The 13,961-nt window shown below is 62.1% G+C and carries 9 protein-coding genes; all 9 read left to right on the plus strand.

Annotated features, from left to right (window positions below; genetic code table 11):
* The first annotated feature begins 396 nt into the window (after positions 1-396).
* The 9 genes from ASF53_RS24455 (at position 397) to ASF53_RS24490 (ending at position 13,501) form a co-directional block, all read left to right on the plus strand.
* A complete protein-coding gene (locus ASF53_RS24455) occupies positions 397-1,764 on the plus strand; it encodes a TadE/TadG family type IV pilus assembly protein (protein WP_286134705.1) in 1,368 nt (455 codons plus the stop codon).
* A gap of 512 nt (positions 1,765-2,276) precedes the next feature.
* Positions 2,277-4,436 carry an AAA family ATPase gene (locus tag ASF53_RS24460; RefSeq protein WP_056205194.1) on the plus strand — a complete coding sequence of 720 codons (2,160 nt, stop codon included), beginning with the start codon at positions 2,277-2,279 and terminating at the stop codon, positions 4,434-4,436.
* Positions 4,436-4,630 (plus strand): hypothetical protein, encoded by a 195-nt coding sequence (locus tag ASF53_RS24465; protein WP_056205197.1) that lies wholly within the window; start codon positions 4,436-4,438, stop codon positions 4,628-4,630. Before ASF53_RS24460 ends, ASF53_RS24465 begins: the two co-directional genes overlap by 1 nt.
* Before the next feature lie 650 nt (positions 4,631-5,280).
* Positions 5,281-5,601 (plus strand): helix-turn-helix domain-containing protein, encoded by a 321-nt coding sequence (locus ASF53_RS26100; RefSeq protein WP_156635808.1) that lies wholly within the window; start codon positions 5,281-5,283, stop codon positions 5,599-5,601.
* A 502-nt stretch (positions 5,602-6,103) separates the two neighbouring features.
* A complete protein-coding gene (locus tag ASF53_RS24470) occupies positions 6,104-6,571 on the plus strand; it encodes a hypothetical protein (RefSeq protein WP_056205200.1) in 468 nt (155 codons plus the stop codon).
* A gap of 748 nt (positions 6,572-7,319) precedes the next feature.
* The gene (locus ASF53_RS24475) at positions 7,320-8,066 is read left to right on the plus strand and encodes a hypothetical protein (RefSeq protein WP_056205202.1); all 747 of its coding nucleotides are present in this window, start codon (positions 7,320-7,322) and stop codon (positions 8,064-8,066) included.
* A complete protein-coding gene (locus ASF53_RS24480) occupies positions 8,066-10,435 on the plus strand; it encodes a TnsB C-terminal domain-containing protein (RefSeq protein WP_056205205.1) in 2,370 nt (789 codons plus the stop codon). The genes ASF53_RS24475 and ASF53_RS24480 overlap by 1 nt, the downstream gene beginning before the upstream one ends.
* A 1-nt stretch (position 10,436) precedes the next feature.
* Positions 10,437-11,660, plus strand: coding sequence for an ATP-binding protein (locus ASF53_RS24485; protein WP_056205209.1), 1,224 nt, complete (start codon positions 10,437-10,439; stop codon positions 11,658-11,660).
* Positions 11,657-13,501, plus strand: coding sequence for a TniQ family protein (locus tag ASF53_RS24490; protein WP_056205216.1), 1,845 nt, complete (start codon positions 11,657-11,659; stop codon positions 13,499-13,501). Before ASF53_RS24485 ends, ASF53_RS24490 begins: the two co-directional genes overlap by 4 nt.
* Positions 13,502-13,961 lie beyond the last annotated feature (460 nt).

Here is a 13,961-nt window from a genome sequence, read left to right on the forward strand (position 1 = left end):
ACCGATGTTCCTCATCCGTAGGTAGTCTCCGATCGAACCTGCAGCATGTGCCAAAGGCATTTGGCAAACCCTGCGGGCCTCTTTCCTAGCGGACGCTTATGTCGATCTGCGAAACTGGCCGCTAACGACAGTTCAGAATGGGAGTGAAGCGGCGGGCATGTGCCTCCCAGACTTCGCTGCGCCGAAAGCAAATCATGCACCGGATAACGGCGGTTCCGACATGCCTAACTTGGGTTATGCGCTAACGCTTGATTCATAAATGACCGAGCAGCAGAGAGTCGTAGGCACCCTGTTAACTTGGTGATGCTAGCCCGAAGCTGAATAGAAGGCACTCGGCGGGTCACCTTGGTTCACGGTTTCGGACGTTTGTGGAGCAGACTGGCGCCGACCTACCGCGTGGCCAGCACCTTCCATCAGGATCGCGACGGCACAGTCACCGTCATCGTTGCGCTCGCCGCAACGACCCTGATGGGACTCGTGGGTGGGGCGATCGACTATGCCCGGCTGGTCTCGGCCCAGAGCCACATTCAGCAGGCCACCGACGCCGGTGTGATGGCCGGTGGCAACGCCCTCAAGCTCGTCGTCTCCAACACCGCCTCGGTCATCGGCTTGACCACCCAGACCATCCAGGACGAGATCAAGGACAGCGCCAAAAACCCCGTCACAATCCAGGTTGACGTCGCCAGCGACAAAACCAGCGTGACGGCCGTTGTCGAACAAACCGTCCACCTCTCCTTCGGGCCGTTCGTCGGCATGTCGGAGTCCAAGGTTTCGGCCAAAGCGAAGGCCAGCGTCGTCGGCAAGATGCGGCTATGCATGCTCGCGCTCGACCCCGCTGCGGCCGGTGCGTTCAACCTCGAAAAGAGTGCGCAGGTCACGGCCTACGATTGTGCGCTCTACTCCAACTCTAGCAACTCGGGTGGGATGGTCGGGCGCAACAACTCGATGGCGCGGGCGCAGACCATCTGCTCGGCCGGTGGCTTCAAGGACGACCGGGCCAATTTCACGCCCAATCCGCAGACCAACTGCCCCGTCATCGCCGATCCGCTGGCCGATCGTCCCGCGCCGCCTGTCGGCAGTTGCCTGAACTTGCCTAACCTTATGCAGACCCTCGATGCCATGACCGGCAAAAGCAAGGGGAAGAACCCGGTCCCGACGAACTACACGCTCAGCCCCGGCACCTACTGCGGCGGCCTTAAGATCACCAAGGACTCCGTGGTGACCCTGCGGCCGGGCATCTACGTGATGAAGGACGGTCCGCTGATCGTGGACAAAAAGGCCACGCTGACCGGCACCGGCGTGGCGTTCTACTTCACCGGCGACAACGCGGGGCTCCTGTTCGACAAGAGGACCACCATCAGCCTGTCGGCGCCGACCACTGGTGTCATGGCCGGGCTGCTGATGAGTGAGGAGCGGACGGTGATGGCTCCGACCGACCCGGCCGACCTAGTCGATACTCTGCTCGGTGACGTGATTACGCCAACCCCTCCGCCCTTGGCTGCGACCAAGCCGATGCGCATCTACCGCATCATCAGCGACAATGCCCGCAACGTGCTTGGCACCATCTATTTGCCGAGCGGGCGCTTGGTGATCGACGCCAGCCGCCCAGTGGCTGATATGTCGGCCTACACCGTCGTTGTGGCCCAGCAGATCAATCTCTACGAGGGGCCGAACCTCGTTCTCAACGCCAACTACGGCAACTCCAGCGTGCCGGTGCCGAAGGGGGTTGGCCCTGTCTCGGGACGGCTCCTGCTTAGCCAGTGACATGGACCGTAGCGCGCCACCATACTGGTTGTGCTCTCTCAGGCTTCTTCGGATTGTGGGAGGCAGGGCGAAATGCCGTATCGTCTGCTTCGAGCTGCAATCCAGACGTTGACCTCGCAATCAACGAATGACCGCTATCCACCCCATCCGGACCTTCAGCGACAGCGCCACGAATGTCCGCTCGGGGTCAACAGCGTGGATTGCAAGCCTGCGTTCCGAATGTCCGAGAGCAATCGAGAGCGGCGGTTCGGCGCCTGCCGATTCGATGTCGGCTTCTGGCGCATCAATGCGAAAGCGCAAATACTCCGCGGCTGTGCACGAGTCATTTTCCCCGCTAGCGCACATGTTCTAGTTATGTTCTAAGCCTTGTCGTCGCCTATGAAGCAGGCGATCTCCCGAACCCGACGCCTGCCGAGTGCTCCCAATCCGTCGAGCCAGCCGCGTCGCCGCGCCCAATCCAGCACTTACGCTGACGGCCAGCACCCCTGTGGCTCGGCCGTGGGAGATCTCGCATGCTCGCTCCATCCTCGTTGCTTCCATCCACGGATCCGCGTGCCCATGACGGCACATCCTCCGATCAACTCGCACGCGCCTTCCTGCAACAACTCGCCCAGGATGAACGCAAGCGCCTCAAGGCCGACCAACGTTCCAACCCGTTCGGCTTCGGGGATGACCCTCTCCTCGACGAGAACGACGCCATCGAGCAGATCGTCATCCAGGATGAAGAGAACCGACCGGAGGCCACGCATGTCCCGGTTCCAGCGGATCTCGCCGCCGTGGCCGTAATGCTCGCTCGTGCGATCGAGGCAGAGCCCGGTCTTGTTCGCCGGCTGCGCCGCGAGGCGCCCGTCGTCACGCTCGCCACGCACGTGACCGATCTTGTCGAACCTGTCCGCATCGTCGCGGAGAAGTGCCTGTTCCGGCCGGACACGTTGGTCGTAGAGCTCTCAAGCGGGAGAGCCCGTGAGCTGACCCGCAGAAATGCCGCCCTGTTCGTTTGCGACGGGGTCGGTCGCGATGCTCGGCCCGAGAAGGGCAACGATGTGATCGGCACCGCACTGCATGTGCGGGTTCCGATCGTTGGAATTGCCCCGGATCCGAAGCGTCAATTGCCGCGCGACCTGATGCGCTCTGCCGAACATCGGATCACTCTGCCGAGCCTGGATCAGTCTGGACTCGCACTCGTTGTTGAAGCCGTGGTCGGCAGCCGGCCATCGCGGGGGATCGATCAGGATCTGCTGCGCATGATCGACATCGTCGATCTGCCTGTCGCTCTCCGGAGGGCGACGTCCTCCGATTCATGCATCGAAGCGCTGGAGCGCATCGTTGCAGCCAAGGCCGACTATCTCGGCGAAGGAACTGCACTGGAGGAGCTCGACGGCTACGGCGAGGCCAAGACCTGGGGGCTCGCCGCCGCAGCCGACCTGCAAGCCTACCGGAGCGGCCGGTTGAGTTGGGCCGAATTCGACCATCGCGGTCTGCTGCTCTCGGGACCGCCTGGCGTCGGCAAGACGAGCTTTGCCCGTGCATTGGCCAAGTCCGCACGCGTCCCGTTGGTCGGGACCTCGGTCGCAGAGTGGAACAGCGCCGACTACCTGTCGGGGACGCTCCAGGCGATCCGCAAGGTCTTCGCGCAGGCAAAGGCGCAAGCACCCTGTATCCTGTTTATCGACGAGATCGACGGCATCTCCGACCGTGGGCAGATTCGGGGCGAATATGTGCAGTACTGGACCCAGATCGTGAACCTATTCCTCGAGCTGCTCGCCGGGGTGGACGAGCGGCCTGGCGTTGTGGTGGTGGCCGCCACGAATTACCCAGAAAAGATCGATCCCGCCGTGAAGCGAGCGGGACGTCTGGACCGAGAGATCGCAATCGCGAAACCGGATACGGCGGCTCTAGCCCAGATCTTCCGCCACCATCTCGGGCGCGAGATCTTGCCGAGCGCGTCGATGCTGCCGCTGGCCCTGGCGGCTCGCGGCATGACGGGGGCGGATGTCGAGGCCTTCATTCGGCGTGCCAAGGGGACCGCGCGCCGTAAAGCCAGAGCCGTGACTGTGGAGGATGTACTGGCCGAGGTTCGACAGGGGCGCCGTCCACTCCCGGCCACCATCAGGCACCGCGTCGCCGTCCATGAGGCAGGGCACGCGGTCGTCAGCCACGCCGTTGGCTTCGGTATGCTCATGGACCTCTCCCTGCACGACAATGGCGGGCAGGCCTGCCTGCAACTGGCTATGGAGGGAGCTGCGACCCTGCACGAGCTGGAGGCGGCCATGGCGTCGCTTCTAGCCGGCCGGATCGCAGAGGAGATCGAACTCGGTGCAGGGTCGATCGGCGCAGGCTTCGGCGCTAACTCGGACCTCGCGATGGCGACGGCTATCGCACGCGACATCGAGTTGACATTCGGCCTCGGGCAACTCGGGAACGTGCATCTGGAGGCTGCGGCTGACACAGTCCTGATCGCGGGCGTTCTCCCGGCTGTCGTCGAGCGCCTACGGCACGCGAGCGAGCGAGCGCGAAGAATCCTAACTGAGCGCAGACCGGCACTACAGGCGCTCACAGGAATGCTCGAGGAAAGCGGCTACCTTTCTCGGGACGAGATCGACCTCGCGCTAAAGCCGGAGACAGACTGCGAATCCGATGTGTGTTCCACGACTGCCGCAGAGGTGTTGTGATGTTCGCGCTGATGCCTGACGCCCCGGACTTGGGCGATCTGCAGCCGCTTTCCGACGCGATCGACACGCTCTGCAAGATCCTCAAAAGCGATCGCGAGACCGTCATCGCTGGCTTAGCCGAGATCGTGCGGAAACGCGCGGAGTTCGAGGACCTCAGGATGATGTCGGTAGATCGTCGAAGCACTCGACGATAGGCCTGTCATCCGAGCAACTGGACGACCAAGCAAATCTTCACTGCGAAGCTAAGCTGTCACCTTGGCGAAGGGAATGGCTAGAAAAGCTGGTTCGGTTCCGCCCTTATCCAGGGGCGGAGCCTCACCGGGAGGGCATCCAGCTGGCACCATCTCCCGGCAAAGGGAGGACAAGTCAGGCGCACTACTTCTTGCCGCGAGGAAGGACGACGAGAGAGACCTTCACCTTGGGCGGAGGCTTCTTCTCAATCGCCTCCGTCGAGAGCTTCCGTGTTCTCACCTTTTGAACAACATCAATGGTATTGGCCGAGGAGGCGCGCGGTGACACGCCTGAGGCGGTCCTGCCTGGACGCTTCCCCTTGATTTCAATGGTGACCGTCCGCTGCCTCACGCTACGTGGGAGTTCAGGAGACTCTTCCTGCAATGGCTCGTCATCGGGCCTGTTCTTAAATCCCATGTGCGCGGATCCATCCGACCGTGCTTGCCGACACTCGCTTCGCTCCTATCGGACGGCGCTGTACAAGGCGTTACCGTTCCTTCGAGCGGCGAGGTTTCAGCCGGTTCTGAAGGTACGACTTTGAAGTGGGCTCCGACGACAGGAACACCGATTGGAGCTGACATAGGAGCGCAATCCCTGATGACGGGCCGCCAGCATGACGCCTGACGAATTCAAAACGGCGCTACGCAGACTTGGCCGGACACAGATCGGCTTCGCGCTGGAGATCGGCGTCTCTCGTCGCACCGTCCATCTCTGGGCCGAGCGAGGCCCCCCAGCCTATGCGGTCTATCTGCTGACACTGATCGAACGGTATGGCGTGAAAGCAGCGCAGAACGATCAGGCAACACCGATCCCGACAGACCCTGCTCGCGTCCTGAGTGGTATGTATACGCAAGCTATCTCGACCAGTGACGGGCCTAGCTTCGTTGGCGCAGTCGAGCATTGGCTACAGAGGCACAAGAAGGGCAAGATTTAGCCCACCGAACAGTTTGCCACGACAGCAAAAAACCTCCAAGCCTGCATAATGACTTACATATATTTTCATTCATGAACCAAGCCATTGATTACGCGCGCTAATGATTCAGATCACTATCAGAATTGAGTTGCGCGATGCCCGTTATCCACCGTATCTAGCCGGCGAAGACATGCGAGAGCGCTTGCAAAAGGGGCATTTATAGCCCCTTTATGGCCGCAAGCCGGCAAGCAGGAGCTCGGCCATTCCCCTTGGTCCGCGAACGGGATCTAGCAGGAAACAATAAATGACACGGCTGATATCTGCATAGATGGGCAGTTACGCTGCGCTTCCCGTCCATGCGAAACCGATCTAGGACGGTCAGGCAATGCTACAATTATCATCGCGACATCTATTATCAAATATCGGTCGCGAACCAGAAGCACGATATCCAGGATTTCGAGGCGGCGTGTGCCGCTCCCCGATTCGCTATCGGCATCGATGGCATCGCGATCTCCTCATTCAGGTGGCCCTCGATCCCGAAATCGATGCGATGGAGCCCGCCAAGTTGGACGTTCCCGGCTCGCTCGCGTTCGTCGTTCGACGGGCGTCCAGCCGGATGCTCGTCGTCGGCGTCCACGACGGCTCGCCCCGACCGGAGATCGTCGCCCGGGAGCCGGCCGTTCTCGTCTGCAGGGCGACTGTCTTGATGGAGCCCTTCCTGAGCGACGCCCGCGCGGTCTGGGCGACGCGACATTGTCCAATCGCCGCCAGCGACCGCGTCAGGATTCTGGCCCACCTCGACCGAGTCTCGGAGGCGGAGTTGTGCGATCTGGCAGCCCTCGTCAGGGAGCCCGCCGACGGTGTCGAAACCGTCCTCGGCATGGCCTGCGCCGGCGAGCTCTCAGTCTCGCTTTCGGACGGCATCTGCCCGCATACAAAGGTGCGGAGACGGCGTGCGCGACCCGTAGTTGACGTGGACGCCCATCCTTGAACGGTTGATCCCGCCCTGCAGTTGTCCACAGAAACCAAGCGGACAACCTACTGCCGCGCCGATTTCCTCTTGTCTTAGGAAATCGAGCCTGGCTGTCTGATCAATGCGGTCGCCCGTCATCACTCCTTGGTAGGGAGTGCGTCCTTTGGGACTCGGGCGATGGATGGGGATTGCCACTCCCCAGCGATACGCAGTCGCATCCGCCCCGGCGGCCTGCGGCCAGAGACCGACTACCTGCGTCGCCAAACAGCCACGCTTCGGTCCGGACCAGGGCTCTTAAATCTCAATCTGCATTATTAGCCTCGCAGTACAGTGCATCTGCATGGATACACTGTGCGCGAACTATGAAAACTTGTCCGATACGGAGAACGAGATGAAAATCTAGAAATGAAGGGGGCGCGATGTCACCACCGCACCCCGTTTGAATTGGAACTGTCGCCGACCGGCCTACGAAACCCTGGCTACTGTTCCATCCACCAGCAGGATCCTCTCGGATCTGATGTCCCATCGAACCTCAACCCTTACGGGGACGAGGAAGGCAGAGTCGTGCCGTCAAGCACGCCTCAGGGTGCCATCAGCCGAGGGCTCCTGCAAGAGCCGCCGCCGTGACGGTCGAGCGCTATCCACAGCCGCATTCAAGCGGCAGCCTCCGCGCCGACAATCGCCGCATCGATGAACAGCCCGATCCGGACCAGCGGACCTCTCAGTCCCGGTCGATGGGATGGCTTTGCCATAGTTGACCCGATTTATGGATCTCGAAACCTCGATTTCGACCCTACCGGCGTACCTGCCGGCTTTCGCACCGGCCTTCTGGAACGATCCCGACGCGAGCGACGGATCCCGCCGCCCCTCCACCCGCTCGCGTGGCTCGGCTCGCGCTTCTCTGGCCGTCGGCTCTGGAGACGTCCTCCGCATCCTGCATGTCGAAAGCGGCCTCGAATACAATTGGGCCGTCGTGATCGACGGCCTGATGAATCCGCAGTACTTGGTCGAGCAACCGGACACGGTACAGTTCTACGACTTCGATGGAACGCTGCGCCAGCACACCTTCGACTTCTTCTTGCTGACGAGTACTGGACGGCGGATCTACATACAAGTCAAGCCGATGGAGATTGTCGAACGGCATCTCTGGGAACCGACCATCGAGCTGATCGCGTCGCAGATGTCGGCGGACGACGTCGACGAGGTTCTGCTGCTGACGGACGCGGAACTGCACCCCGACACTATCGCGAATGCGAAGCTACTACGCCATGTGCGCCGTTGCTTCCCCCTTGAAGCGGAGAACGTTGTCCTCGACCTTGCAGAAAACTCTTCCGGCTTCGCGACGATCGGCGACTTGGTCGCATCGAGCGGTCTCGACGGGATCGCCTTCGTCGCTGCCCTGCGCTTGGTCGACTGTGGCCGTCTCGTCGTCCTGGACGAAGGCCGCATCGGATACGGAAGCCGTGTCCGCGTCGCGGAACCTGCTCCCGGCGAGGCGGAGGCCGACGTCTGATGGCCGCCCGCAATCCGCTCGCGAAGATCACCCGGCTCGATCTCGATGCCAGGATCCACGGCTTCGGAGACGTATGGCGCCTGAGTAGGTCGACGCCGAAAGGTCATTTGCTCTCGCAGGTATATGATCCCGCGTCGAAGATGTTCGTCTCCCATCTCGACTACAACACGGAGGCGCAGCGGACGGACTTCCATTACGAGCCCAATTTCTTCCGCATCGACTGCGTCCTTGAGCGCAGCAAGAAGCATCATCTCTCGATCGCCCATCTGCCCAAGCAGGATCAGGCCGACGTCATCTTCAAGATCTACTGCATCCAAAAGTTCTATGAGTTGTATAGAAATGGCCAGGCCGATCGGAGCACGAAGGGCTTCGACTTAGCCGTCAAACTCATCGCCGACGAATTCGGGCTCGTCAAACCACGCATCAACTGGAACGTTAACGATCCTAGTCCAGCACCCAAGAAACGTGGATGCCGAAACAACGTCAAAGCCATCCCTAGTGGATCGTCGCTGCGGCGCTGGATCGAGCGGCTCGAGGCGTGCGACTGGGACCTGACGGCGCTCCGGGACGGCAGGCACAACTCCGGCAACACGAAGGGCTGGTTCACGGACGAGACCTACGATCTGCTGGACAAGTTCGCCCACAAGTTCGCCAGCGCGAAACGCCCCACCCGGTGCGAGATCTACGAACGCTTCGAAATCGCGTTCAGATGGCAGAACAGACGGTTCAAGCGCGAGGGGCGCGAGCCCGACCACAAGCCGAGCTTTTCCCGATTCTGCTTGGAGGTCGCGAAACTCGATCGTTTCGAGGTCGATCTCGCGCGTCTGGGGCGCGACAAGGCCCACCGTAGGTGGAAAATTCTCGGCATCGGACAGGACGTCACGCACGCGCTCGAGCGCGTCGAGATGGACTTCTACAAGGTCGATTTGCACGTCGTCTTCGCCGACACGAAGATCTGGCAAAGCCTGTCGCCGCGGCTGCGCGCGCAGATCGAGCGCGGCTCCTGGTACCTCTGCGTCGCACTCGACGTAGCGACGCGATGCGTTCTCGCGATGAGGCTGGCGGAGCAGGAGGACGCGAGGGTCGCGCTCGAAACGTTGCGCATGATCTACCAAGACAAGAGCAGCATCGGCCATGCCGCCGGTGCTCTCACGCCCTGGGATCAGCACGGGCCGCCCTGGCAGTTGGCGACGGATCAAGGTTCGGCATTCGTCAGTACCTTCTTCCAGAGTCGCGCCCTGTCGCTGCTCATGGACGTCTTCAATCCACCGGCGGCGCAGCCGCAACTCCGCGCTTTCGTCGAACGGTTCTTCAGGACGGTGAAGGAGGGTCTCCTAAGCCGCTTCGAGGGCAATACCGGCGGAAGCGTCGCGGAACTTGGAGACTACCCAGCTCAGATGCGGGCTGTGCTGACGGTCGACCAGTTCGCCGATCTACTCGTACGCTGGTGCGTCGATGTCTATCACAACAAGCGGCATGCAGGCCTGGGCGGCGAAACGCCTCGCGACGCATGGATTCGGCTCACGAAGCTTATGCCGCCGGGACCGGCACCGGATCGCGACCGGGTGCGGATCAGCTTCGGGATCGACCTCACCAGAACGACGCGGAGGACAGGCGTCCGCATTCTGGGCTTGGATTACAGCTCGGAGAAATTCCAGGCACGGTGCCGCAAGCAGGGCGATGCTGAGGTCGAAATCAAGCTCGATCCCTACAACCTCGGCGCGATCTCCGTCCGCTTCGATCCGAGAAGCACGGACTGGATGACCGTACCGTGCCGGACCAGGTTCATGGAGGGGCGCCGTCTCCGCGACTGGCTTTCGGCTTCCGAGGAACTCGCGCGCCGGTTTGATGATGTCGCGCAGATGAGATGGCCGATCGCCCTCGCGGCGATCGAAGCAATCGAACGTACACACAAGCATGCCGTTGGGATCGCGCAGATCGGCGACGAGCAGTACGACGCCGATGAGATTGCACTCCACGAGCGCAAGCTTAGGCTCGGCTTCGCGGTTCCGCCGACCGACGATGGCATCGACGCGTCATCGGCGACTTCGGGCGGATTAGCGGCACCTGCGGCTCGGACGGGCACGCTGCCCACGAGCTTCGCGCTGCCGGGCAGCCGCAGCTTCGCCGCCGGCGCTCCGCGCGCAACCAGCCCCGTGCAGCGGCCTGAACCCAATTCCCCAATCCGGGCAACGCCCGCAGCTGAAGCTCCGGTGTCCGACCGGCCGGCTGCTCCGCCCGTTCAGCCCTGCGGTCCGAACGACCCGACGCCCGGCGAGGACGCCACACCTCAGCCCGCGCGCCGTTCGGATGCAACCGAGCCCGCCCGGCCGCACCGGAGGCAGTCCACCTGGAAACTGGAGAAGTAGCATGTCCACCGAAATCGATATCCTGGCCGACAACCCTAGCGCTCCGATGTCCCCTGCCCTGCGCCGCGACCTGATGTCCGGCGTGCGACGTCAATTCCTGACGACCAGCTCCTTCGAGCATCTATCGATGCAATTCGACAGGATGCTCGAGCTCCTCGACCCGGCGATTGACGGAATCGACGGACCGTTGTCCGACGCGACGGACGGCGGCGGCGCGACCGAGTGCACGGGTCGGCTCGCCGCGGACCTCGACGAGCAGCCTGTCAACGAGGTCGACGACCTCGGCGGACAGCTCATCGACGATGTCGACGACATGGACGACGACGCTCTCATGCCGGAGGGCCGGATCCTGGTGCTGACTGGTGAGAGCGGCGCAGGTAAGACGCGTGCCCTCAAGCGTCTATTCCGTAAACGCCACGACAAACTCGGGGGTCGGCTCCTTTCGATTACCGCACCGTCGCCCTGCACCCTTATGCAGCTCGGGCGTACGCTTCTTCCGCAGCTGGGGTATCCGATCCAGCGCGACAGGAAGGAGCACCTGATCTGGGAGGAAGTCAGGCGCCGGCTCGAGACGGAGGACAAGCGGGTGCTGCACATCGACGAGATGCAGCACGTCACGCAGACCGCGAACATCGACCAGCAGAAGCGCATCCTCAACACAATCAAGAGCTTGGTGCAGCGTCGCCGCGATCCGATGATCCTCGTTCTCTCCGGCACCTGCGACCTCGCGGACTTCCTGCGTACCGACAGGCAGGTGATGAGGAGATGCAGGTTCGTGGAGTTCGGGCGCCTGACGCTTCCCGAGTCGACGGATCCTATCGCGGAGACAATCGAGAATCTCGTGGCCTTCACGCCTCTTACGATTGAACCCAAGGTTGCCGACGAGCTGGCTGGCCGGCTCGTGCACGCGGCGAACTACGCGCTGGGCATCGCGATCGAGCTGACCTGCGAGGCCATCGAGGAGGCGCTGCGCTTCGGAGATACGCACCTTCTCCCCGACCACTTCGCGACCGCGTTCTGGTTGCGCACTGGTTGCCGGAATACCATGAACCCGTTCCGGGTCCAGCACTGGACCGATACGGATCCCACGCAGGTCTTGGATCGCCCGCGCACCGACGTCGATCCGCAGAAAATGGCGCCGAAGCCCAACACAGCGCCGAAGCCGCGCAAGGCGGCGAAGCCGAAGCGGGGACGGGGAGGCAGGACGGCTGAAGGCTCGAAATGAAACTTCTCAAGGCACGGCTTCGCCCGTCGCTGCCGCATCTGGCGGGGGAGGCTCCGGCCTCCTTCGTCTCGCGGCTGGCACAGCTCCATCTCGGCCGGGACGCGAGTGCCCCGTTCTTCTGTGCGGACATGGGGCTTGATTTCCGGGGCATCATCGACGGAGACCAGGATGCCTTGGATGCCCTCGCGAGTCTCGCGGGCGTTGATCCGGATCGTCTCGCGGCGGATGCCTACCGGCGAGTACCCGACGGCCAGACGTTCAGAACCGAGCTCTTCCCGGGCAGGCACCTTCTCAGGACGGCTCTACGCGTGTGCCCGGCCTGCCTTCTCGAGGACTGCGCCCAGGCGTCGAAGCCCGAAACCGCCGCCTATGGGCGAGCCCTCTGGTCGATCGCAGCGATTAAGACTTGCCAGAAACACGGCATGGCACTGGTCAAGCTCGAGCATCAGGAGACCTCGCGAAACCACGACTTCGCGAGGCTTCTGAAGCCACACCTGCCGGATCTCGGAGCGCTTTCCGAGAGGGCCACCTGCCGTACCGCCTCGAGCCTCGAAACCTATGTGCTCGACCGCCTCGACGAAGGACACGGAAACAGCCACTGGTTGGACACACTGCCTCTGCATGTCGGCATCGGGGTTTGTGAGACCATCGGCGCCGTTGCACGCTTCGGCCGCGACGTCCGTTTCAACACCCTCTCGGACGACGACTGGTGCGCAGCCGGAACGACGGGTATCGCGATCGCGGAAAAGGGCGAGGCCGGCATCCGCGAGTTCATGGACGGGCTCGTCTGCTCCTATCCCTACACCCGCAGCGCGACCGAGGGACCACAGGCTGTTCTCGGGCGGTGGTTCAAGGTTCTGTCATTCGAGAAGTTGCACCCCGACTTCGACGTGGTCCGGGATCTCGTCGCGGAGTTCATCGCCGAGAGGATGCCGTTCGGTCCGGGAGACACGATTTTCGGAAAGCCGGTCCAGCGCCGCGTCCTGCACTCCGTGTACACCGCGTCCCAGGAGTTGCGGATACATCCCAAACGTCTGCGAAAGATCCTCCAGGCGACCGGCATCCTAACGAAGGAGCAGGCTGAGCTTCCAAACGGTAGTGCATTGTTCGACGCCGTGGCAGCATCCCCGACTCTCGCGGACGCCGCCGACGGCTTGTTCATGACGGAGGTCAAGGAGTACCTCGGCGCTGGCCGCGTCCAGACGAAGCTGCTCGTCGACGGCGGGTTCATCAAGCCCATGTTCCCAAAGCGGCCGGAACTCGATCACCTATTCAGGCGCCGCGACCTCGACACGTTCCTGACCAGGCTGTTCGCCGATGCCGTGCCCGTCGCGGAGCCCGACGAGGACATGGTCGACATTCAGAGAGCGGTGAAAAAAGTCTGCTGCAGCACCGCCGAGATCCTCGATCTCGTCCTCGGGCGCAAGCTGGCCTGGGTCGGTCGACAGAGAGACGCTCACGGCTTCTCGGCTCTGCTCGTCCGGGTGTCCGAGGTTCGTGATCGGACGCGGGGATCCATGGACGGCTGTACGACCGCCCGAGCGGTTGAGAAGGTGATGCGCACGAGCTCCGCGGTCGTCCGCAAGCTGATCGATTTAGGCTTTCTCCAGACGACAACGATCGTCAGTCCTTTGAACCGATGCCCCGTGAACGTGATCAGGGAAGCCGACCTCGAGGCATTCCGTGCGGAGCACGTCACCCTGTTCGAAGCGATGGCAACGACGGGAACTCACTTCCGACAGCTCCAGAAGCGACTGACCGCACTCGGCATCGAGCCACGGATCCGGCGCGAGGAGGTAGGGGCCGCCTTCTATCGAAGATCGGACTTGGCGCGCATCTAAAGAGATCGCGTGAACGAGCTCACAAGCCCCCGCCGAGAAATCCGCGGGGGCTTTTTCGTCGCGTCGATCGTAATTCATGTGGGCCTTCGGCGATCCAATGGCCGGCCTGCCGAGCATCTTATTGTGCTGGAATGAGCATCTTTCGTTGTTTCTCCAGATCGATCTCCGAAATTATTTCAACAAATCAATGACTTAGCGGCTACGTAGATTCCATGTTTTGCCTCAAGCCACAGAAACGGTAGGCGAAGTTTTTCCGTAATCGGACTTCGCCTGTCGTGAACCAGCCAAGTCGGCGACCTTAAAGTTCGGGGCGCTCTGCTCATAGGGCGCCCCGAAAGATTCAATTTCCATTAGGCCACAGTTTGCCAGGATTCATACTGCGCCCCCCCAAAAGATCTTCTTGGATAAATATCGTCGAATTAGAGCAAAGACCATAATTTCGCCTGAGCGAAACCGCTGT

It is taken from the genome of Methylobacterium sp. Leaf123, assembly GCF_001423405.1.
Taxonomy (GTDB): Bacteria; Pseudomonadota; Alphaproteobacteria; order Rhizobiales; family Beijerinckiaceae; genus Methylobacterium.

What these genes read in the sequence shown, in the direction of transcription:
- ASF53_RS24460 (WP_056205194.1), top strand. Translation starts at nt 2,277, where the DNA reads ATGCTCGCTCCATCCTCGTTGCTTCCATCCACGGATCCGCGTGCCCAT.
- ASF53_RS24465 (WP_056205197.1), top strand. Translation starts at nt 4,436, where the DNA reads ATGTTCGCGCTGATGCCTGACGCCCCGGACTTGGGCGATCTGCAGCCG.
- ASF53_RS26100 (WP_156635808.1), top strand. Translation starts at nt 5,281, where the DNA reads ATGACGCCTGACGAATTCAAAACGGCGCTACGCAGACTTGGCCGGACA.
- ASF53_RS24475 (WP_056205202.1), top strand. Translation starts at nt 7,320, where the DNA reads ATGGATCTCGAAACCTCGATTTCGACCCTACCGGCGTACCTGCCGGCT.
- ASF53_RS24480 (WP_056205205.1), top strand. Translation starts at nt 8,066, where the DNA reads ATGGCCGCCCGCAATCCGCTCGCGAAGATCACCCGGCTCGATCTCGAT.
- ASF53_RS24485 (WP_056205209.1), top strand. Translation starts at nt 10,437, where the DNA reads ATGTCCACCGAAATCGATATCCTGGCCGACAACCCTAGCGCTCCGATG.
- ASF53_RS24490 (WP_056205216.1), top strand. Translation starts at nt 11,657, where the DNA reads ATGAAACTTCTCAAGGCACGGCTTCGCCCGTCGCTGCCGCATCTGGCG.